This is a genomic window from Collinsella aerofaciens (assembly GCF_015546965.1).
Classification (GTDB): domain Bacteria; phylum Actinomycetota; class Coriobacteriia; order Coriobacteriales; family Coriobacteriaceae; genus Collinsella; species Collinsella aerofaciens_X.
Window position 1 is genome coordinate 286,140 of sequence record NZ_JADMUF010000001.1, and the last position, 20,400, is coordinate 306,539.

General features: G+C 59.0%; 17 protein-coding genes. 7 read left to right on the top strand and 10 right to left on the bottom strand.

Going from position 1 to position 20,400, the window contains the following annotated elements; genetic code table 11:
- The first annotated feature begins 29 nt into the window (after window positions 1-29).
- From I1M21_RS01255 to I1M21_RS01265, 3 genes are all read left to right on the top strand, one after another.
- On the top strand, window positions 30-1,109 hold the full coding sequence (locus I1M21_RS01255; RefSeq protein ID WP_195192101.1) for a 6-phosphofructokinase: 1,080 nt from the start codon (window positions 30-32) through the stop codon (window positions 1,107-1,109).
- A 392-nt stretch (window positions 1,110-1,501) separates the two neighbouring features.
- Complete coding sequence (locus I1M21_RS01260; RefSeq protein WP_195192102.1) at window positions 1,502-2,416, top strand: helix-turn-helix domain-containing protein; 915 nt, start codon at window positions 1,502-1,504, stop codon at window positions 2,414-2,416.
- Window positions 2,417-2,869: 453 nt separating this feature from the next.
- The gene (locus I1M21_RS01265) at window positions 2,870-3,190 is read left to right on the top strand and encodes a multidrug transporter (protein WP_195192103.1); all 321 of its coding nucleotides are present in this window, start codon (window positions 2,870-2,872) and stop codon (window positions 3,188-3,190) included.
- 116 nt (window positions 3,191-3,306) lie between these two features.
- Here the strand turns inward: I1M21_RS01265 and I1M21_RS01270 are convergent, their stop codons facing one another.
- Together I1M21_RS01270 and I1M21_RS01275 are read right to left on the bottom strand one after the other, a co-directional pair.
- Window positions 3,307-6,072, bottom strand: coding sequence for an FtsX-like permease family protein (locus tag I1M21_RS01270; protein WP_229025495.1), 2,766 nt, complete (start codon window positions 6,070-6,072; stop codon window positions 3,307-3,309).
- A gap of 5 nt (window positions 6,073-6,077) precedes the next feature.
- The gene (locus tag I1M21_RS01275) at window positions 6,078-6,779 is read right to left on the bottom strand and encodes an ABC transporter ATP-binding protein (RefSeq protein WP_195192104.1); all 702 of its coding nucleotides are present in this window, start codon (window positions 6,777-6,779) and stop codon (window positions 6,078-6,080) included.
- 320 nt (window positions 6,780-7,099) lie between these two features.
- On the opposite strand from I1M21_RS01275, the gene I1M21_RS01280 reads away from it, so the two are divergent.
- Window positions 7,100-8,335, top strand: a complete 1,236-nt coding sequence (locus I1M21_RS01280; protein ID WP_229025496.1) for a chloride channel protein — start codon at window positions 7,100-7,102, stop codon at window positions 8,333-8,335.
- A gap of 71 nt (window positions 8,336-8,406) precedes the next feature.
- Here I1M21_RS01280 and I1M21_RS09950 read toward each other — a convergent pair whose 3' ends face one another.
- From I1M21_RS09950 to I1M21_RS01305, 5 genes are all read right to left on the bottom strand, one after another.
- A complete protein-coding gene (locus I1M21_RS09950) occupies window positions 8,407-9,774 on the bottom strand; it encodes a sensor histidine kinase (RefSeq protein WP_195192105.1) in 1,368 nt (455 codons plus the stop codon).
- A 2-nt stretch (window positions 9,775-9,776) separates the two neighbouring features.
- Window positions 9,777-10,460, bottom strand: coding sequence for a response regulator transcription factor (locus I1M21_RS01290; protein ID WP_195192106.1), 684 nt, complete (start codon window positions 10,458-10,460; stop codon window positions 9,777-9,779).
- 228 nt (window positions 10,461-10,688) lie between these two features.
- Window positions 10,689-11,267 carry a methylated-DNA--[protein]-cysteine S-methyltransferase gene (locus I1M21_RS01295; RefSeq protein ID WP_271762571.1) on the bottom strand — a complete coding sequence of 193 codons (579 nt, stop codon included), beginning with the start codon at window positions 11,265-11,267 and terminating at the stop codon, window positions 10,689-10,691.
- A gap of 454 nt (window positions 11,268-11,721) precedes the next feature.
- Window positions 11,722-12,747, bottom strand: a complete 1,026-nt coding sequence (locus I1M21_RS01300; RefSeq protein WP_117766544.1) for an aspartate-semialdehyde dehydrogenase — start codon at window positions 12,745-12,747, stop codon at window positions 11,722-11,724.
- A 174-nt stretch (window positions 12,748-12,921) separates the two neighbouring features.
- Complete coding sequence (locus I1M21_RS01305) at window positions 12,922-14,310, bottom strand: aspartate kinase (protein WP_195192107.1); 1,389 nt, start codon at window positions 14,308-14,310, stop codon at window positions 12,922-12,924.
- A 103-nt stretch (window positions 14,311-14,413) separates the two neighbouring features.
- Here I1M21_RS01305 and thrC point away from each other — a divergent pair, with 103 nt between their 5' ends.
- The 3 genes from thrC (at window position 14,414) to I1M21_RS01320 (ending at window position 17,926) form a co-directional block, all read left to right on the top strand.
- Window positions 14,414-15,931, top strand: a complete 1,518-nt coding sequence (gene thrC, locus I1M21_RS01310) for a threonine synthase (RefSeq protein ID WP_195192108.1) — start codon at window positions 14,414-14,416, stop codon at window positions 15,929-15,931.
- A 201-nt stretch (window positions 15,932-16,132) separates the two neighbouring features.
- Window positions 16,133-17,014, top strand: a complete 882-nt coding sequence (gene thrB, locus I1M21_RS01315) for a homoserine kinase (RefSeq protein ID WP_006234874.1) — start codon at window positions 16,133-16,135, stop codon at window positions 17,012-17,014.
- A gap of 381 nt (window positions 17,015-17,395) precedes the next feature.
- Window positions 17,396-17,926, top strand: a complete 531-nt coding sequence (locus tag I1M21_RS01320) for a DUF5626 family protein (RefSeq protein ID WP_195192109.1) — start codon at window positions 17,396-17,398, stop codon at window positions 17,924-17,926.
- A 331-nt stretch (window positions 17,927-18,257) separates the two neighbouring features.
- Here I1M21_RS01320 and I1M21_RS01325 read toward each other — a convergent pair whose 3' ends face one another.
- The 3 genes from I1M21_RS01325 to mtnN form a co-directional block, all read right to left on the bottom strand.
- Window positions 18,258-18,956 carry a helix-turn-helix transcriptional regulator gene (locus I1M21_RS01325; protein ID WP_229025497.1) on the bottom strand — a complete coding sequence of 233 codons (699 nt, stop codon included), beginning with the start codon at window positions 18,954-18,956 and terminating at the stop codon, window positions 18,258-18,260.
- A 66-nt stretch (window positions 18,957-19,022) separates the two neighbouring features.
- A complete protein-coding gene (gene yihA / locus I1M21_RS01330) occupies window positions 19,023-19,613 on the bottom strand; it encodes a ribosome biogenesis GTP-binding protein YihA/YsxC (protein WP_006234871.1) in 591 nt (196 codons plus the stop codon).
- Between the two features lie 38 nt (window positions 19,614-19,651).
- Window positions 19,652-20,392: a 5'-methylthioadenosine/S-adenosylhomocysteine nucleosidase gene (gene mtnN, locus I1M21_RS01335; protein WP_195192110.1), complete on the bottom strand. Its 741-nt coding sequence runs from the start codon at window positions 20,390-20,392 to the stop codon at window positions 19,652-19,654.
- Window positions 20,393-20,400: the final 8 nt, after the last annotated feature.

Here is a 20,400-nt window from a genome sequence, read left to right on the forward strand (position 1 = left end):
ATGTTATAACTTGCCCGGAAGGATTCACCATGCTTAGGATCGGTCTTCTTACTAGTGGCGGCGACTGCCAGGCGCTCAACGCCACCATGCGCGGCATCGTCAAAACGCTTATGACCAATAGCGAAGAACCTATCGAGATTTATGGCTTTGAGGACGGCTACCAGGGCCTTATCTACAGCAGATTCCGTGTCATGACGCCCGCCGATTTTAGCGGCATCCTCACCCGCGGCGGCACTATCCTGGGCACGAGCCGCACGCCGTTCAAGCGCCTGAACATTCCCGAGGCCGACGGCGTCGAGAAGGTGCCCGCGATGGTCCACACCTATCACAAGCTGCAGCTCGACTGCCTGTTTATGCTGGGCGGCAACGGCTCCACCAAGACCGCCAACCGCCTGCGCGAAGAGGGCCTCAACGTTATCGCCCTGCCCAAGACCATCGATAACGACACCTGGGGCACCGAGCTGACGTTTGGCTTTACGAGCGCCATCGACGTCGCCACCAAGTGCATCGACGACATCCACACCACTGCCTCGAGTCACGGCCGCGTGTTTGTCATCGAGATCATGGGCCACAAGGTTGGCTGGATTCCGCTGTATGCCGGCGTCGCGGGCGGTGCGGACGTCATCCTGATCCCCGAGATTCCCTACGACATGGATAACGTCATCAAGACCATCGAGCATCGCATGGAGACCGGCAGCCGCTTTACGATTGTAGCCGTCGCCGAGGGCGCTATCTCCAAGGAGGACGCGGCGCTGTCCAAGAAGGAGTACAAGAAGAAGCTCGCCGAGCGCACGAGCCCGTCAATCGTGTACGACATCGCCAAGGAGATCGAGGCCAAGACCGGTCGCGAGACCCGCGTCGCCATCCCCGGTCACACGCAGCGCGGCGGCCAGCCCGACGCTCAGGACCGCATCTTTGCGACCCAGTGCGGCGTCGAGGCGGCACTGGGCTGCCTGCGCGGCGAGTTTGGCTACATGATTGCCCTGCGCGATGGCAAGATGTGCCACATGCCGCTCGAGGATGTCGCCGGCAAGCTCAAGTTTGTCGACCCCCAGAGCGATCTGGTGCGCGAGGCCAAGGCGTTGGGCATCAGCTTCGGCGACGAATAGCCTCGGCTGGAACCGCCCCATCGGAGGCCCCAGGGCTTACCTCCCAAATCGTCCTCGGACATGTCAGGACCCCACCGTGCGCTTCGCGCGGCGGGGTCCTTCCGTCCTGCGGAAAGATTTGGGAGGTAAGCCCTGGGGCCTCCTGCGGTAACTGGGGAAGCCGAGGCTATTCGTCTTCTTGCTTCGGGTGCGTGGGCTGAGATTGTGGGATGTTGCAGGCTCTTAGCTGAGAGTAGCACTGACATTTGTCCTGAAATGGCTGGTCGTTAGGGGTTGCTACCGGTGGTTGCGGTAGGGTTGGAGCAGATTCTAACTAGAAATGGTGGTCGCTACCGGCTGTTCTCGGCATACTCGGCTCATTCGATTACGGTCACCACATGAAAGGAACTGCCATGGATCTTGCGATGGCGCAGCGGCTCGTTGATCGCCGCAAGGCTGCCGGGCTTTCTCAGGAGGCGCTTGCCGCCCAGCTGGGTGTGAGCCGTCAGGCTGTCAGTAAATGGGAACGCAGCGAGTCCTCACCCGATACCGATAACCTCATTGCGCTCGCCGCGCTGTATGGTGTGTCGCTGGATAAGTTGTTGTATGGGGAAGCGGCTAGTGATGCCGATGGCTCAGAGGACGGCAGCACCGAAACGGTGGATGAGGCTAAAGAGGCCGAAGATTCTGCCGAGCACGCCGATTGTGGCGACAAACCACTTGTCGATATTTCCCTCGCGCGCGGCATCCACGTCATTGATCCCAATAAAGGCGAGGAAGTCCATGTTGGCTGGAACGGCATCCATGTGACAAACGAGCGCAAGGGCGAAGAGGTGCATGTGGGGCCGGACGGCGTGCATGTCGATACGCTTGAGGACGATGGACATAGCGTGCATACCAATGACGACGGCACCGTCACCATCGACGGCGAGACGTTCTCCAGCTGGAAGGAAGCACACAACAAGCTCGACCATCATGGCAAGCATTTCCACACCAAGGTCGGACGTACATGGAACAAATTCCCCTTCCCCGCGCTTGTCGCCCTCGCCTATCTGGTGCTCGGCATTGTCTACGGCACATGGGGCATGGGGCTCTTGCTCGTCTTTTTGGTTCCCGCTTACTACGCGATTGGTGACTTTATCGATCGACGCCATCTGTCAAAGCTCATTGAATGCATCTATCCATCAGCCGCCATTGCATGGTTTCTCTATATGTGGCTTTGCCTGGGGAAGCCCCATCCCGCATGGGCCATCCTCATCACGATTCCCGTCATAAAGGCGCTCATGCGCTGGTGCCGCAAACAATGGAAGCACCGCAAGCGAGCCTAAACCATCCCAGCCCGACAGCAGCATCCAACTAGTACTCCCCCGCCCATCCCCCCTAAGTTGCGGTGATATAGTTCCGGTTTTAGCCTTGAGTAATCGAGTTTAGGAACTATTCCACCGCAACTTACGAATGATCGGAGCGGCTACAGCACAAGCGTCGGCGTTCGTTTGATGGTCCGCCACGAAAAGGGGCTATCTACTACGTTTAACTCGATGGGGCCAACCATGACCGCCTTTTTCGAAAATCGACAGGCCTTCTACCTGCGGTTTTATTTTTCGTTTTCCCGGCATGGTTGAGGGTATCCAATTAAACGTAGTAGATAGGCCCGTTTTGTGGCATACGACCCATTCAAGCTCAATCTCGAAGGCTGAAGAGAGCCTCTCATCCATGCCTGCGAGCGAAAACCAAATAGAATGAAAGGCAAATGGAAAGCCCGTTTGACGAGCGGAGGACATATGCGCGACGTAGCCGAAAGCGACTGGAAGCTGTTTAAGAAAATGCTTCCCCAATGGCAAGAACGTTATATGGAAAAGCTCATCGGCCAGTACGTTGAGATGCTGAACGGCGACAGCGAAGCGTCCAGTAGATTTTGGGCACTGGAAGAGCGCCTCAATAGAGACAAGCTGTCCTCAGGCGTAATTGCAAACGACATTCGCCGCAGCACAATGCACCGCGAGATAGCCAATTTGCTTATCGACAGCGTGATCACCCTTGACGACCTTGACGGTTTTACCGAGGACATTAAGAGCTGTGCGCAACACTGGATTGGCCAGTAAGAGCACTGAACGACAGACATCCCCAGCAAAAACGGGGCAAACGCCGGGTCGCCCGTAGGTGCCCGGCGTTTGGCCAGGTAAAACCTGCCAAAATAAACCTGTCCCTTTTTTGCAGGCTACTCGGCACTCTTGAGGGCGCCGACCATGTCGATCTTGTTGAGGGTACGATTGGTGGCGAGGTTGACGATAAACGTAAAGCCAAAGGAAAGCACCACGGCGAGCACGAAGCTCAGCGGCTCGACTTCAACGTCAAAGTACAGCGACGGCATCTGCAAAATGTAGGTAAAGCTCTCGGCAAGCAGGCCACCCAGTGGCACGCCCAGTGCGGTGCCAATCGCCGTGAGGATCAACGTCTCCTTGTTGACGTAGTGGTGCACCTCGCCGCGACGGAAGCCCAGCACCTTAATGGTCGCCAGCTCGCGCTCGCGCTCGGAGATATTCGTGTTGGACAGCGTAAACACCACCACAAACGATAGGCACGCTGCCATAAAGGTCACGAGCACCACGACAGAATTGATAATCGTAAAGTTCGCCTCGTAGTTCTGCCAATGTTCGGCCGTGCTCGAGATGGTGAGCCAACCGTCGCTCTTAATTTTCTTGCTAAACACAATCTGGTCGGCCGACGAACCCTTAAGCAGCACAAAGACGCCGTTGAGGCGTGCGCTTCGACCGAACGCACGCTCATAGGTACTCTGCGTCATGTAAAGCGTGTTGCCCAGATAATTGAGCGAAATGTCGTTGACTTTGACCTTGGCGACGTTGAGCGACGAATCCTGGACGTGTGCTGTATCGCCCGGCTGAATCCCCAGCACCAGCTGCGAGCTCTTGCTTAAATACACGTCCCCGTCACGCAGGGCGAGCGGTTCTTTGGACTCATCCTCCAGGCGCACGTAATCGCCCAAGTCACCCGTGCGGTCGTCGGGAATCACGATCAGCTGCACGGTCTCGCTCTTGCCGCCAAATGTAAAGGTGACGTTGTCGGTCATAATCGGCAGGGTCGAGGTCACGGTCACGTCGGAATCCTTGGCCGCGCTGCGCTCATCCAATGCCGCGCACGTCTGCGAAAAATCGTCGGGATTGGCGACCGCCAGCAAGTCATAGCGCGTGACGTGGCCGTACTGCTTGGGCGACAGCGCGACCGACGTATCACGAATGCCCATGCCGCAAATCACAAGCGCCGTGCAGCCCGCGATGCCAAAGATGGTCATAAAGGCACGTTTTTTATAACGGAACAGGTTACGCGCTGCCACCTTGTTCAAAAAGCCCATGCGGCGCCAGATAAATCCGATACGCTCGAGCAGAATGCGTGAGCCGGCACGCGGCGCCTTGGGACGCATGAGCGAAGCCGGCGTCTCGGCCATCTCGTGGCGGCAGGCGATAATCGTGGCGCCCACCACGCCCACAGCAAACAGCGCCACAGAAACGATTGAGGACACGATGTCGTACGAAAGCAGCATCTGGGGCAGTGAGTACATGTCGTCGAACACCGTAAACAAGAACAGCGGCAGGCCCACAAAGCCGATGATGTTGCCGAGCACGCCGCCGATCAGACAAGCCCACAGCGCATAGTCCACGTATTTGGACAGGATGCGCCCGCGCGAATAACCGAGCGCCTTATACAGGCCGATGAGCGTGCGCTCCTCCTCAACCATACGCGTGGCGGTGGTGAGGCTGATGAGCACGGCGACGATAAAGAAGATGAACGGGAACACCGTGGCGATGGCCTCAATTGACGAGCTATCGCTCTCGACGCTCGAGTAGCTTGCGATATTGCCGCGATCCTGGATGTACCAGGTGCATTCGCCCAGGTCAGAGAGCTCGGCGCGGGCATCGGCAAACTGTTGGTCGGCGGCGGCGCGGCGCTGGTCCAACTCGGCCTGAGCCTGGACGCGCTCCTCACTGCCCTCGGCCATACGATCGATGTTGCCCTGTTCAATCCCAAAGAGCATATTCGCCTGGCGCTCGGCCGCATCCAAGCTTGCCGGCGTGTCGACCGTCAACTCCTGAGCGCGCGCCTTCTCACGCTCCTCGCGGATCTTCTCGATATTGCCCTTGACCTCATTGATCTTTGCCGCGTAGGAATCCGAATAGGAGTTGAGGCTCTTGGCTCCCTCGACGATCACGTGGACCGCGGAGTAGGAAGAAGATGTCGCGGCATCCTCGCTCACATAGAACTTATAGTCCGCCGCCGAAGCAGCGCGAAAGGCGTTGACTGTCGAGTCAGAACTTACATCAGTGGGGTCGAGGACCTCGGCCGTAATGGTGTAATCGCCCGCGGCAAACTGATCCTTGGCACTTTGGTTCGACGAGCTTGCGTCATTGGCGGCAAAACTCACGGTATCGCCGATTTTCTTGCCCGATGCCTTCAGGAACTTCGAAGTCACCGCGACTTCATCGGCGCTCTCGGGCAAATCGCCGTTCACGAGCACCGGCTGATCGATGTTCTCCTTGGAGAGACTCTGCACGACCACGCGCTCGCGCGTTGTACCCACGGCGGTGTAGGCGGTCTCGGTGTAGATGCCCTCGGCCGTCTCGACACCATCGACCTCTTGGATGGAGGCGAGATCATCGTTGGTCAGGCCATAGGTCGACTGGACGTTGATATCGTAGACATTCTGCTGGTCAAAGTAGGCGTCGACCGAATCGCACAGATCCTCGCAGCCCGCCTTAAGACCGCACATCACACTCACGCCGAGCGCGGTGATGACCACAATGGACAGGAAGCGCTTAAGGCTGCCTCGGATTGTGCGGTAGATGCCACGGCGAAAAACCGTCGGCACCATATCGTTTGAGCTTTGGGCAGTGCGGTAGGTCGTAAAATCCTGCTCGCGCTCCGTGTTCTGCGCGTCGCGGCGTAGGCTGTTTTGGCGGTCCTGGTCCATGGGCGCTACCACTCGATCGTCTCGATCGGCACGGGATTTTGCTGGACCGTCTCGCTCTCCACGCGACCGTTCTTAAAGCGGATCAGGCGATCGGCCATGGGTGCTAGCGCGGAGTTATGGGTGATGATGATGACCGTAATGCCCTGCTTGCGGCAAGTGTCCTGTAGCAGCTGCAAGATCTGCTTGCCGGTTTTATAGTCAAGTGCGCCCGTGGGCTCGTCGCACAAAAGCAGCTTGGGGTTCTTTGCCAGTGCGCGGGCAATGGACACGCGCTGCTGCTCGCCGCCCGAAAGCTGTGCCGGAAAGTTGCCCAGGCGCTCGCCCAGGCCAACCTGGCAAAGCGTTTGCTCGGCATCGAGCGAATCGGGGCAGATTTGCGCCGCAAGCTCGACGTTTTCGAGCGCCGTCAGGTTGGGGACCAGATTGTAGAACTGGAAGACAAAGCCGACATCGGCGCGGCGGTATTCCACGAGCTGAGCCTCGTTGGCGGAGCTCACGTCGCGCCCGTCCACCGTCACGGTGCCGGAGGTTACCGTATCCATGCCGCCCAGGATGTTGAGCGCCGTGGTCTTGCCGGCACCCGAGGCGCCCAGGATAATGGCGAGCTCGCCACGCTCAACGGTAAAGCTCGCGCCGTCGAGTGCATGAATGCGGGCATCGCCCTCGCCGTATGCTTTGATGACGTCTTTGAATTCGATATAAGCCATCGATCGGTTCCCATCTGGTCGGATAACTCTTTAGTATTACCCATTTCGCACCGACCAAAAAGGGACAGGTTCATTTTGGCAGGTTTTATATGGGGAAACGAAGGTATCGCGTCGCGCAGGCGGGCGTAGGGCTGTCCAAGGCGATTGACCCAGACCTCGCCCACCGCTATGATGCCGCTGCGGAATGAATGTCTCCGCTGGGTGCGCCAGCCAAGCTGCAACGTCACCCTAAACCGCCTTGTTGCTGATGACTTCTGCTGTTACGTGGTGCCTCTTAGGCATCGCGCCGCGGCAGGAGTCTTTTTTGTTTTGGAGGAGAAATGTCGGGAAGCGGCGAATCGAGCAGAATTAAGCGACTGGTCAACAGCTATGGTGGCCTCGTGCTTATGGGTGCCGTCGGAATCCCCATCGGCGTTATCGTTGGCGCCATCTGTGCCCTTTTTGGTCGCGTGCTTCTGACAATCGGCGCCTTCCGCGATGAGCACATTACGCTGCTCCTTCCCTTCCTCGCTCTCGCGGGCCTTGCCATCGTGTTTGCCTACCGCACTTGGGGCAAAGGCACCGACCGCGGCATGAGCCTGGTGTTCGACGTAGGCCACGGACGCGAGGACGCTATCTCTCCGCGCCTGGTGCCGCTCATTATGCTGAGCACGTGGGGGACGCACCTCTTTGGCGGCAGTGCGGGACGCGAGGGCGTGGCCGTGCAGATCGGTGCAACCGTCTCACATTGGATTGGCCGACGCCTACCCTTCCGAGATCCCGGCAACACGTTTTTGCTTATTGGCATGGCCGCCGGCTTTGCCGGGCTCTTTCGAACGCCCTTCGCCGCCACGGTCTTTGCCATCGAGGTACTGGTCGCAGGACGCCTGGAATACCGTGTGCTGCTTCCCGCACTCGCAGCCTCGCTCGCCGCAAGCATGACCTCCGGCGCCTTGGGACTCGAAAAGTTTCAGGTCGCCGTTGCCGCCTCATACGCGCTTGACCTCCCCGGTCTTGGACGGCTTGCGGCGCTGGGCATCGCGTTTGGCATGGTGGGCGGCGCCTTTGCCTGGTGCCTTGCGCACGCCAAAACCCTTGCGGCGCGGCTGCTCCCCAACCCCTATGCCCGCATCGCCGTTATGGGCATCGCGCTTTCGGCGATTCTGTTCGCACTGTGGCAGGGTCGATATTGCGGACTTGGTACCAACCTGATATCGGCAGCGCTCAGCGGTGACGGCAAGGCCACCATCATGCCCTGGGACTGGGCGCTCAAATTTGCACTCACCATTGCCACGCTTGCCGCAGGCTATCAGGGTGGCGAGGTAACGCCGCTGTTCTCCATCGGGGCCAGCCTTGGTGTCATACTCGCCGGGATTCTCGGCATGCCCGTCGAGCTCTGCGCCGCGCTGGGTTATGCCGCCGTCTTTGGCAGCGCCACTAATACGCTGCTCGTGCCCATCCTTATTGGCTGCGAGGTCTTTGGCTTTGGCAATCCGCCGATGTTCTTTATTGTCTGCGTCGTGGCTTACCTGTTTAACATGGACAAGTCGATCTACGCTCTGCAAGAGCGAGCGTAGAGGGCCACTCTCCCGCCGGCGTTTCCCCAGATAAAACCTGCCAAAATAAACCTGTCCCTTTTTGGCAGGTTTTAGAAGCGGACGGTGAAGGTAATCTGATTGCCGTGGCCGCAGACAGAAGCGCTCCCGCCATGAGCCTCGGCGATAGCACGCACAACGGATAGTCCCACACCCGAGCCGCCCGTCTTGGAGCTGCGCGACACGTCCGCACGATAGAAGCGGTCGAACAATCGATCCGGGTCGCCTTCGGGCAGCTCGTCCACGGCGTTCGATACGACAAGTTCGGCGACGCCCTTACCCTGACCGCGCGAGACGGCACGCAAGCTCAACTCAATTACACTGTCCTCGCTCGCATAGCGCGTGGCGTTGTCCAGCAGCAGCTCAACAACCTGCGCCACTGCCGCGGCATCGGCATGGGCCCGCACGCCACTCGCAATCGACGTCGACAGCCGCTTTCCACGCGAAACCGCCACCGACTCAAACGGCGCCGCAGCCTTGTCCACGGCCTCCGAAAGATCGATCGCCGCCATGGTAAAGCCGGCTGAACCCTCGTCCATACGTGCCAGGAACACTAGACGCTCCGTGAGCGCCGTCAGCCGCGCGACCTGCTCGTGAATGCTCTGCGTCCACTCGCTCGCGCCGCTTTCAATCTCTTGTACCTCGTTCGCGGCATCAATCACAGCCAGCGGCGTCTTGATCTCATGGCTTGCATCGGTAATGAACCGCTTTTGCTTGCTGTAGCTCTCGACCATCGGTCGAATCACCGCGCCCGAGGCACCCGCCACAATTGCCAGCACCGCCAGCCAGCCAATGCAACTGATTGCCACGCTCGCGCTCAAAAACGAATGAAAGCTTGCAAGCTCGCGCGAGCAGTCCACGAACACATAGGTTGTCTCGTCGCCCTGAACCGTAACCGTATAGCGGTAGTTACCAGAAAAGCCCGAGTTCCAGCCCTTGGAATATAGTCCTGCAGCGATGCGGGCGGCACGCTTGGCACCCACCGCGGCAATGCGGGCCGTGTTGACATCGGTCACCTGCCCGCCGGCAATCGACACCGTAAAGTAGCGCGTGTCGAAGGGAGACTCCGCCGTCATGCCTTCGAAGTGCCTGATGCGAACGCCCGCCTGACTATCGCCGGCATCCTTGCCATTAGCGGGATCGTCTTTAGGCTCGTCTCCCCAATCGATACCGTCCTTGCCCGCCAGGATATAGTCCAGGCGAGCATCGGCCATCTTGCAGACATGCGAATAATTGACGATGTTGATGCCGACGATGATGAGCGTGAGCACGACGGTCACGGCACCCATGGCAACCAAGATGAACTTGCGACGCAGGCGGCGGCCCATTGCACTGGCAGCATCGGCGCGCCCCGGATTGCCCGAGTCCGCGCCCATGCCGAGCTTTGCCGCCATGCGCTTCCACCACGCGCTCGCGCTCACGCTTATTCGCCTTCCTCGACAACCTCGAGCGAATAGCCCTGGTTGCGCGATGCGCGAATGGCCACGTCGGCACCAAGCGCCGTCAGCTTTTTACGCAGGTATGAGATGTAGACCCACACCACGTTGGCACCTTCGAGCGCGTCCTCGCCCCAAACCTCGAGCATCAGACGCTCGGTGGGCATGCGCGTCCCGGCGTTGCGCATAAAGAGTTCCATAAGCTGAAACTCACGATTGGCTAGGTGTTCCTCGCCCAAGGGACCCACAAGCGTGCAAGCCGCCGTGTCGAGGCGCACGTTGCCCACGCTGAGCGTCGTGGCGTCAATTGCCGTCGCGGCACGCGTCATGGCACGGATGCGAGCGAGCAGTTCCTTGGCGGCGAACGGCTTAGTCAGGTAATCGTTGGCGCCGGCATCCAGACCCTCGACCTTATCGGACACCTCGCTTTTTGCCGTGAGCATGATGATGGGCAGGCGTTTACCGGCTTCACGCGTGCGTTTGAGCACCTCGATGCCATCCATGCCGGGCATCATGATATCTAGGATTGCGGCGTCATAGTCGTTGGCGAGCAGATATTCGAACGCCGTCAGACCGTCGAGCGCCGTATCGACCTCGTAGTCGCTATGTTGAAGAATCGCGGTGAGGGCGCGGGAGAGGCCGGGTTCGTCCTCGGCAAGCATCAGCTTCATGGTTGTTCCTTTGGCGCACGGCTCTACAGGTTTCGATACCGCCGATGATAGCGCACCGCCAGCCGTCTTAGCGCAGCCTTAGCTGCTCAACCTGCGCGTTTTCAAATACGCAGGATTTGGCTTAACCAAACTTAAGGCGCAGATGCCGAGCGCTTGGACACATGCCGGTCGCGAAAGGACAGCGACTCGTCCCTTCGCGGCGCCTTCGTCATGCAAAGTGCCCTGGCGTTATTCCTCGTACGCGCCCTCAAGCCGCAGCAGCCACTCCTTACGGTCGAGGCCGCCGGCATATCCGTTAAGCGAGCCGTCGGCGGCAACCACGCGATGGCACGGCACAATGATCGAAATGGGATTCCGCGCGACCGCAGCCCCCACGGCACGGGGAGACACAACAGGTGCTTCGTTTCCCGGTACACGATGTCGAGCCGCAACACGCTGGGCGATCTCGCCATACGTAGCGACCTCGCCACGCGGGATAGAAAGCAGCTCAAACCAAACCTCGCGCTGAAACGCCGTACCAATCATATGCAACGGCGGCGTAAACCGAGGCTCCTGCCCCGCAAAATAAGCATTCAGCCACGCCCAAGAACGCTCAAGCACCGAAGAGGCAGCGCCATTCGCTGGATTCACCGAAGACATTCCCCCAGCTCCGGAAACCGCATCGGCACCTTCGACATGCTCCACATCCTCTTTGAGCAACGTAGAGCCAAAGTGCTCCTGTCCCTCAAACCAAAGCCCCGTCAAACCGCGGCCATCAGCGGCAAGCAGGATTTCGCCCAAAGGCGAAGCAAACGTCGTCGTGACCACCAGCGGCTCCTTTCAAAACTCCGCACCATAATACCGCGAATTGTGCAGACAACCCCAATCGACCCCAAAGTCACCTTAGGCAGCAGGCGCGACAGCGCCGCCGCTGCCGCACGATCCCAAAGTCACCTAAGGCAGCAGGCGCGAACGCGCCGCAGCTGCCGGCCGCGCTCCACAGTCCCCCAAGGCGGCAGGCGCGAAGCGCCGAGGCCGCTGCCGGGATCAGGGCCCGCAACGGCCACGTGCTCCCCATCAGCCCAGCGGCCCCAACCAACAACGGCCCCATCGCAGGCCGCTCGCAGCAGCGTCACCGCAGGCGGGGGCCGGGCTTGGTTTTCAGAACACTCCGCAGACCAGTGTGGCGCCTTGTCCGCGGCTCCGAAGGAGCAGGACAAGGCGCCACACATGGTCGAGGACGTTCTGAAAACCAAGCCCGGCCACCGCCGGACAGGTCACACTACTCGCAGAGCAGCTTAGCGATCTGGACGGCGTTGGTTGCCGCGCCCTTACGGATTTGGTCGCCGCAGCACCAGAAGGTGATGCCGCGCGCAGCCTCGGGGTTCGAGATGTCGCGGCGCACGCGACCGACCCAAATCAGGTCCTGGTCGGACGTATCCATCGGCATGGGGAAGCGGTCGTGTGCATCCTCGGCAGCCATATCGTCAACCAGCTTGACGCCGGGAGCGGCAGCCAGCGCAGCACGAGCCTCCTCGACCGTAATATCGCGCTCAAACTCGAGCGTAATGCTCTCGGAGTGCGAACGCAGCACGGGCACGCGCACGCAGGTGCAGTTCACGCGCAGCTCGGGCAGGTGCATGATCTTGCGGCCCTCGTTTTGCAACTTCATCTCCTCGGAGGTAAAGCCCTCCTCCTTGACGCCGCCAATTTGCGGAATCAGGTTGCTCGCGAGCTGGGCGGCAAATGCGCGCGGCTCGGGAATCTCCTCGCCACGGCCCAGGGCGGCCAGCTGAGCCTCGAGCTCGGCCATACCGGGAGCGCCAGCACCCGAAGCCGCCTGGTACGTCGAGACGATCATGCGCTTCACGCCGGCGAGCTGATGCAGCGGCCACGTGGGAACCAGGCCGATGATGGTCGCGCAGTTGGGATTGGCGATAAGGCCGTGATGCCACTTGATATCGTCGGCATTGATCTCGGGCACGACCAGCGGCACCTCGGGATCCATGCGGAAGGCATGGCTGTTGTCGACCACGACGGCACCGCGCTTGACGGCCTCGGGCAGCAGTTCCTTCGCGATATCGTCGCCGGCGGCTCCGAGCACAATATCACAGCCCTCAAAGGCCTCGGGGCAAGCCTCTTCGATCACGATCTGCTCGCCGCGGAACTCAACGGTCTTGCCCGCGGAACGCGCACTCGCCAGCAGCTTGAGCTTACCGACCGGAAACTCCTGCTCGTTGAGGCACTCAAGCATCTGGGTGCCCACGGCTCCCGTCGCGCCCAAAATAGCAACCGTGTACTGTTTCATGCTTCCCCCTTTAAAGGTTGTGGCTTTTGCCCGCACGCCGAGCAGGCCGATTATTGTTGCCAGTGTATACAAGAACGGGGCAGGCACGAAACCCGCCCCGTCGAAACGAAACCGAAACGAAACGCCCCGCCGTAGATTTTTGAGGCGAGTCCCAAAAATCTAGCGAGATAGCAGCTACTTGTGGAGCGCAGCCAGAGCGGGATCGACCGGCGCGGAAGCCTCCAGGTCGGAGACCTTCACAATGCCGTTCTCATCGGAGAAGGCACGGTAAATGGTCCGAATCGCCAGGTCGAAGTCCTTCTCCTCGACACCGATAATGATGTTGATCTCGTCGCAGCTCTGCGAAATCATGCGCACGCTCACGCCGGCCTGACCAAGCATGCCAAACAGATGGCCCGAGATACCTGCGCGGCCGCGCAGGTTACGGCCGACGGTCGCGATGAGCGCCAAGCCCTCGACAACCTCGATCTCGAGCGGCTCGACCTCCTGCTGGATGTCGCCCACGAGCGAGTACAGCGAGTCGTGCACATCCTGCTCCTGCACCACGGCGCCAAAGCGATCGACACCGGTGGGCATGTGCTCGACGGAAACGTCATAGCGTTCGAACACCGAAAGCGCACGGCGCATAAAGCCAACGCGGGGCTTGGTACGGTCGCGGGCGACGTTGATGGCAACAAAACCGCGCTTGCCGGTCACGCCGGTAATGATGGGCTCCGCCTCACCCTCGTCAGCCGTCTCGCTAATGATGGTGCCGGGGTCCTGCGGCGCATTGGTGTTCTTGATGACCAGCGGAATACCAGCCTCGCGCACGGGGAACACGGCCTCCTCGTGCAGGACGCTCGCACCCATGTACGAAAGCTCGCGCAGTTCCTCGTAGGTAACGCGGGCGATGGGCTGAGCCTCGGGAACAATACGCGGATCGGCAGAATAGAAACCCGAGACGTCGGTCCAGTTCTCGTACAGATCGGCGCCCAGGCACTTGGCCAGAATCGAGCCCGAGATATCGCCGCCGCCACGGTCGAGCAGCTTGATCTGGCCCTCTCGCGTCGCGCCGTAGAAACCGGGCATAACAAAGCCGCCCTGCTGGCCGTACTCCTGCACCAGCTCGGAGGTGCGATTCATGCTGAGCGTACCGTCGTGATGGAACGCCACAACCGTCGCGGCGTCCAGGAACGGCAGGCCCAGGTACTCGGCCATCAAGCGAGCGGTGAAGTACTCGCCGCGGCTCACGAGCTCCTCGGTAGAGTAACCGCCCGAGCGGGCGCGCGCGGCAAAGGCCGCGAACTCCTCGCGGATGGGATAGGTGAGCTCCAGCTCGTCAGCGATATCAAAATAGCGCTGGCCAATGTCCTCGAGCAGTTCCTCGCACGACACGTGATACTTAACGTGCGCGTTAACCAGGTAGAGCAGGTCGGTCACCTTGGTGTCGCCCTTAAAGCGGCGGCCGCAGGCGGAAACCACCACAAAACGGCGGGCAGGGTCGGCATCGACGATGGCCTTGATCTTCTTAAAGTGTTCGGCGTCGGCGACCGACGAGCCGCCAAACTTGGCAATCTTAATCATGGGCTTGAGGTTACCTTTCTAAAAGCCTCTGCAAACCTGTTTTGCGCGCTCTGATACCATGGTTTCACCGATTGGGACCAAGGCATCCGAGGAGCAGTGTTATATGGGAACTTATCATAGTACACGAGGACGCACTTTATCGTGCTCAAGTAAGGTGGCAATCCGCACCGGCATCGCTCCCGACGGGGGTTTGTTTGTCTCGGACGAGCTCGGCACCCAGCAGGTCGATATCAGCTCGCTTGCAGATAAATCGTACTTTGAAATCGCTCAAGATGTGTTGGGAATGTTACTGAATGATTACACGGCCGAAGAAATTTCGGCGTGTGTCGACGAGGCATACCGCGGCACGTTCGCGAGTGAAGAGGTTACGCCGCTCGTCAAACTCGACGCTGCGCCGGGCGCTGACGCCCCTCAGACCTATGTGATGGAGCTCTTTGGCGGCCCCACGAGCGCCTTCAAGGACGTCGCCCTGCAGATGCTCCCCCGTCTGATGGCCCGCACTTCCGCCAAGGACGGCGGCGCCGAGCGCATCATGATCGTCACCGCCACGTCGGGCGACACGGGCAAGGCCGCACTCGCCGGTTTTGCCGACGCTCCGGGCACGGGCATCACCGTCTTTTATCCCGAGGGCAAGGTCAGCCGCGTCCAGAACCTGCAGATGTCCACGCAGGAGGGCGACAACGTCGCCGTCTGCGGCATCCGCGGCAACTTTGACGACGCCCAGAGCGCCGTCAAGCGCATCTTTGCCGATAAGGAGCTTGCCGAGCGCCTGGAGGCTGCCGGCACCGTGCTTTCGAGCGCCAACTCCATCAACGTCGGCCGCCTGGTGCCCCAGGTCGTCTATTACTTTGCCGCCTATGCGCAACTGCTGCGCGCTGGCGCCATTACCGCTGGCGACGCCGTTGAGTTCTGCGTGCCGACCGGTAACTTTGGCGATATCCTGGCCGGCTACTATGCCAAGCGCATGGGTCTGCCCGTCGCCAAGCTCGTCGTGGCAAGCGACAAGAACAACGTCCTTGCCGACTTCTTGACCACCGGCGTCTACGACCGCAACCGCCCGTTCTTCACGACCATCTCGCCGTCGATGGACATCCTCATCAGCTCCAACCTGGAGCGCATGCTGTACTTCCTGTCCGATGGCGACTGCGAGCTCGTTGCCGGCCTTATGGAGCAGCTGGCGCAGACGGGTCGCTACGAGGTGCCCGCCGAGCTGCTGGCCAAGATTCAGAGCGTCTTTGGCTGCGGCTGGGCCAGCGAGGACGAGGTCCGCACTGCCATCAAGAGCTGCTGGGATGCGAACGGCTACGTAATCGACCCGCACACCGCTTGTGGTTATCACGTCTTTGAGCAGGTCGCTCCCGCCGAGGGCGCCAAGGCCCGCGTGCTGCTTTCGACCGCCAGCCCCTACAAGTTCCCGCGCGCCTGCTGCGACGCCCTGGGCCTCGACGTTCCCGAGGATGATTTTGAGGCTATGCGTGTACTCGAGCAGGCCACCAACACGGTCGCCCCGACCCAGCTCGCCGAGCTCGAGTCCAAGCCCGTCCGTTTCGAAGACGTCTGCGACGTCGATGAGATGGCAAGCTACGTCGAGTCTGCAGCAAAACGAATGAGCACCAACTAGATCCCTTATTAAGCGCCGGCGAAAGCCGGCGCACCTTCTTTTTATTTAGCTTTCGGGATGATGACGAGCATGCGAGCGGGTCTGGCCGTTTAGTTCGTCGCGAGTTCCGCACGAGCCGGAAAGCACTTAATGTGCTTTCCGAGCGAGCCAGGACTGCCCGAGCAGCGAACTAAACGGCCAGACCCGCCCAGGAGGACCCACATGATCAAAATCACCGTCCCAGCAACCAGCGCCAACCTAGGCATCGGCTACGACACCCTCGGCATGGCCGTCAGCCTCTACTCGCACTTCACCTTCGAGCGCGCCGACAAGCTCACCATCACGGGCTGCCCCGAAGAGTTCCAAAACGAGAATAACCTGGTCTATGTGAGCTTTGTCGACGCTCTGGCCGCCTGGGGCGAGCCGGCTTTTCCCGTTGCTATCGACATTCAGACCGACGTGCCCGTCGCCCGCGGCCTGGGTTCCAGCTCCACCTGCGTCGTCGCCGGCATCATGGCTGCTGCCGCGCTGACAGGCCACACCGTCGACCGCGCCGAGCTCGTCCGCATCGCCACCGAGGTCGAGGGCCATCCCGATAACGTCGCCCCTGCCATCCTGGGCGGTGCCGTCTGTTCCTTTACGCCGACTGATTCGCTCCCCCAGTGCCTGCGATACGAGGTAAGCGATCGCCTGCGTTTTATTACCGTGATTCCGCCCTACGAGGTGCATACGAGCGAGGCGCGCAAGGTTGTGCCGCAGGAGATTCCACTCTCCACCGCCGTATGGCAAATGGGCCGCATCGCCGGCATGACGCGCGGCCTGGAGACTGGTGACCTCGACCTGATTGCCGCCGCCAACGACGACCGCATCCAGGAGCCTTATCGCCGCCGCCTCATCCCCGACTACAACGCCGTGCGCGACACCTGCCTTAACGGAGGCGCAAAGACCATCTGGATCAGTGGTTCGGGCTCGACCCTCATGGCCGTGACTGACGACACCATCGTGGCAAAGTTCCTACAGGTCAAGCTGCGCGAGCAGTTCCCCAAGTGTGACACGCACATTCTGACGTGCGACACGGAAGGCGCCCAGATCGAATACCTGTAGCGTCCTGCCTCACTGCTCTCACCGGTCCCCTTGGGGCTTCCCCTGAAAACGTCCTCGATCATGAATTGCCCCGTCGTGCGCTTCGCGCGACGGGGCAATTCGATCTGCGGATTGTTTTCAGGGGAAGCCCCAAGGGGGCCTGCGCAGCCTCGACAGGATATCGCATTCGCTGATTTAATCTTGCGTTCCTTCGGAGCAGCGGACGAGAGGCCTTCGCGCTGCGGAATAATTTTGAGGGGAACACCCCGACCATCCCTGCGTTTACCTTGCTGAGGATGTCTACAGGGACCCACGCTTTGAAGGGGCGCCGGGCAGATAGGGGCTTTTTAGGTTACATAATCAACTGTTTATCTATGCTACTATTTAACTAGGCATCGCAGTATGGAGGTGGTCAAAGTGTTACGCACACTCCAAGCTTCGTTTTTCCTCTCGATACTTTTGATATTACCGATATGTTTCTCGTTTAGCCCTTCGACTGCTTATGCTGCAGAAAGCGATGCTGTCGCAATTTCTGGCGCAACCCAAGATTTTGATTTAACGAAAGGTCCCGAGCAGTCTCATCAAATCAAGCTTAAGGATGGGACCGTTGCAGTAATAGGAATTAAAAAAACTAATGAGCCCAGCCTGATATGGGACAGTTACTACAACAATGCATCTGGAACTTGGACTATCTATTACAACAGTCCTTTTATTTATCGCGAATTCAAGATCAAGATAGCGAACTCGCTCATTACCAGCGCTTGGGGACAAAACTATTCGACTTTCGGTTGCACGGTAACAAACGAGTCCTTTAAATGGAACTCTAAGCAGGCGACATATCGACTCAATTATGAATCGATGGGGGTTGCGTCCAGCGTCGCCGTGTTGCAAGCGACCATGGAAGGCAGCACGCTCCACACCTATGCAAACTAGACTCACATCAATTGAGGAAGTTCAATGATCCCAATTCCTGCACGCTCAGACATTATGATCGCTCTCGTTTGGATTCTCATCGGAGTGCTTATTTGGCGTATCTGCAAATGGGTTAATAACAAGAAATAGTTGATAAAACGTATATGCCATTTATGCGATGCTTGGGGCCGTTAAATCGGCCCCTATTTCTATAGCTTTTTAAGCAGCAGTCACCCATTTGGAAGTCGCAATGCCATTCATACGATTTCGGCCCTTTAAGCCGCTTTCTATTGGTAGGGACTCTTGCTGGTAAGGAGCGCTTACTAGATATAAACCTTGGCAATATATTGGGTTACGCTGCGCTGGTTTCTTTGTATTCGAAAACTGGTTCTAGGAGGTCTTCGATATTGCAGTGGAGGGCTTTTGCTATAGCTCTTACGGTTGTTACTGAGGCTTCGTTGATGTTTCGTTGGCGCTGTTCGTACATTTGGATTGAGCGGAGTGATACGCCCGATTCGTATGCCAGGTCTTGCTGGGTTTTCTTAAGCCTCTTCCTTGCTAGCGCCAGTTTGGTTTGACGAGGTGTTTTCTTCGCTATATCGCAAACAAGACTCGCCACGCGTTCCTCCGAGGCTTCGTGCCAGGGATAGTACAGGCTGTGCAGCGTATCAAACGGAGCAACATGCAGCAGATCTTCAAAAGACTCTCCAAGACGCCACTGTAGATACGCCAATATCCAGCCCGTCCAGTATTCCGGCGTCTTCTCAAATCGATAGGTACGATCTGGCATCGAGCCTACTTGGTAACCAGCCCTTTCGGCAATGAGCGCGAATAGCTCAACACCCGATTTTCCCGATACGACCCATGCGTTTCCGCGCTCAAATTCACGAGCTACGCCACTTAGGCAAAAGAGCTCCGCAACTTCTGATCCTTCTGCACCATAGTCGTTTACGGCATAGTCAAAGCAGTCGCCGAGATTGTTCATTGCGTCTTCAAGATAATAGACGGGATAAGTTCTACTCGGTCCACAATCCGTTAACTCTTGGATCATTTAATCAACCTTCCCCGCCATTAAATCCCTGATATAGATAAGAGCTTTTAACGGGCTAAAACCTGATTAGAGGCAGGCCTCGGCGATGCGCTTTTTGAGTTCGTCGATGCCGGTGCCGGTCTGGGAGCTTGTGATGATCACGTTCTCGGCCGGCACGTTGAGCTGCTTTTTGATGGCTGCTGCCTGGCGGGCCTGCTGGGTGCGGCTGAGCTTGTCGGCCTTGGTGAGGCAGACGATAAAGTTGAACTCGTTGCCCTGCAGGTAGTCGATCATGTCATGGTCGAGTTTGCTCGGGTCGTGACGAATATCCACCAGCGACACGACCAGGTTAAAGCTGCGCTCCGAGTCGAAGAAGTCGCCGATAAGTTCTGCCCAGCGGTCACGCTCGGCCTTGGAACGACGGGCGAAACCATAGCCCGGCAGGTCGACGAAGTGCACGTCGTCGGCCTCGAAGAAGTTGATGTTGCTCGTCTTGCCCGGCGTGCTCGAAACCTTGACGAGGTTCTTGCGGCCAAAAAGCTTGTTCATGATCGACGACTTGCCCACGTTGGAGCGGCCGACGAAGCTCACCTCGGGGCAGGTGGACTCGGGAATCTGCGAAACCTTGCCATAGCTGGCAACGAACTTGGCAAGCTGGTAGTTAATGGAATCGGCCATGGACACTCCTTGGTCGTAGGTTCTTACAAAAGAGCGCGCTAATAAATAGCAGCGATACGGCGAACGATATCGAGCGTGATGCCACTCGCGGTACGGGCATACTCAAACAGGTCGAACTCGCGGTCGCAAATCGCATCGTACGCCTCGTCACAATTATCGCTGATAGCGCGCAACACCAGGCAATCGACACCATTTTTAGTTGCGACATGGGCAATCGCCGCGCCCTCCATGCCGACACAATCGGCATGCGTCGCCTCGATAGCGTCGGTGCGCATGGCAGCGCCCGTCACAAAACGGTTGCCCGTGGCAATCGTACCGACCAGGAACTGCTTTGCGCCCTCGTTCGAGGCGGCTGCATTTGTCGAGGCGTTGACAAAGCCACGCTCAGCAAGCACATCGGCAGCAATATCGACCAGCGCAGGCGTCGAGCCAAACTCCTCGAGCCCCGGTGCAGACTCGGCGATAAGCGCGGTATCGGTATCCAGATAGCGTAGGCATTTGCCGATAACCACGTCGTCGATATGGAGCTTGGGGTTCAGGCCACCTGCGATACCCGAAAGCACAACTGCCTGTGGAGCATACTTGCTAATGAGGTGCTGCGTCGCAGCAGCGGCGTTCACCGTGCCCATGCCCGCCGTTGTGGCGACAAGCGTCAGGCCGTCGAACTCACCGCTCACAACGGTCAAGCCTGCCTCCTGTGCCTCGCAAACGTCGCTCAGCTCTTCCTTAATCTGCATGATCTCTTTTTCGAGTGCACCGATAATCGCGATGGTAGCCATGCCATTCC

Excerpts from the sequence above, each read along its gene's own strand:
- I1M21_RS01275 (WP_195192104.1), bottom strand. The coding sequence starts at position 6,779 with ATGGCTTATATCGAATTCAAAGACGTCATCAAAGCATACGGCGAGGGC.
- yihA (WP_006234871.1), bottom strand. The coding sequence starts at position 19,613 with ATGGCCGATTCCATTAACTACCAGCTTGCCAAGTTCGTTGCCAGCTAT.
- I1M21_RS01280 (WP_229025496.1), top strand. The coding sequence starts at position 7,100 with ATGTCGGGAAGCGGCGAATCGAGCAGAATTAAGCGACTGGTCAACAGC.
- I1M21_RS01305 (WP_195192107.1), bottom strand. The coding sequence starts at position 14,310 with ATGATTAAGATTGCCAAGTTTGGCGGCTCGTCGGTCGCCGACGCCGAA.
- I1M21_RS01265 (WP_195192103.1), top strand. The coding sequence starts at position 2,870 with ATGCGCGACGTAGCCGAAAGCGACTGGAAGCTGTTTAAGAAAATGCTT.
- I1M21_RS01325 (WP_229025497.1), bottom strand. The coding sequence starts at position 18,956 with ATGATCCAAGAGTTAACGGATTGTGGACCGAGTAGAACTTATCCCGTC.
- I1M21_RS01260 (WP_195192102.1), top strand. The coding sequence starts at position 1,502 with ATGGATCTTGCGATGGCGCAGCGGCTCGTTGATCGCCGCAAGGCTGCC.
- I1M21_RS01300 (WP_117766544.1), bottom strand. The coding sequence starts at position 12,747 with ATGAAACAGTACACGGTTGCTATTTTGGGCGCGACGGGAGCCGTGGGC.
- I1M21_RS01255 (WP_195192101.1), top strand. The coding sequence starts at position 30 with ATGCTTAGGATCGGTCTTCTTACTAGTGGCGGCGACTGCCAGGCGCTC.
- mtnN (WP_195192110.1), bottom strand. The coding sequence starts at position 20,392 with ATGGCTACCATCGCGATTATCGGTGCACTCGAAAAAGAGATCATGCAG.
- I1M21_RS01290 (WP_195192106.1), bottom strand. The coding sequence starts at position 10,460 with ATGAAGCTGATGCTTGCCGAGGACGAACCCGGCCTCTCCCGCGCCCTC.
- I1M21_RS01320 (WP_195192109.1), top strand. The coding sequence starts at position 17,396 with ATGGAGGTGGTCAAAGTGTTACGCACACTCCAAGCTTCGTTTTTCCTC.
- I1M21_RS01270 (WP_229025495.1), bottom strand. The coding sequence starts at position 6,072 with ATGGACCAGGACCGCCAAAACAGCCTACGCCGCGACGCGCAGAACACG.
- thrB (WP_006234874.1), top strand. The coding sequence starts at position 16,133 with ATGATCAAAATCACCGTCCCAGCAACCAGCGCCAACCTAGGCATCGGC.
- thrC (WP_195192108.1), top strand. The coding sequence starts at position 14,414 with ATGGGAACTTATCATAGTACACGAGGACGCACTTTATCGTGCTCAAGT.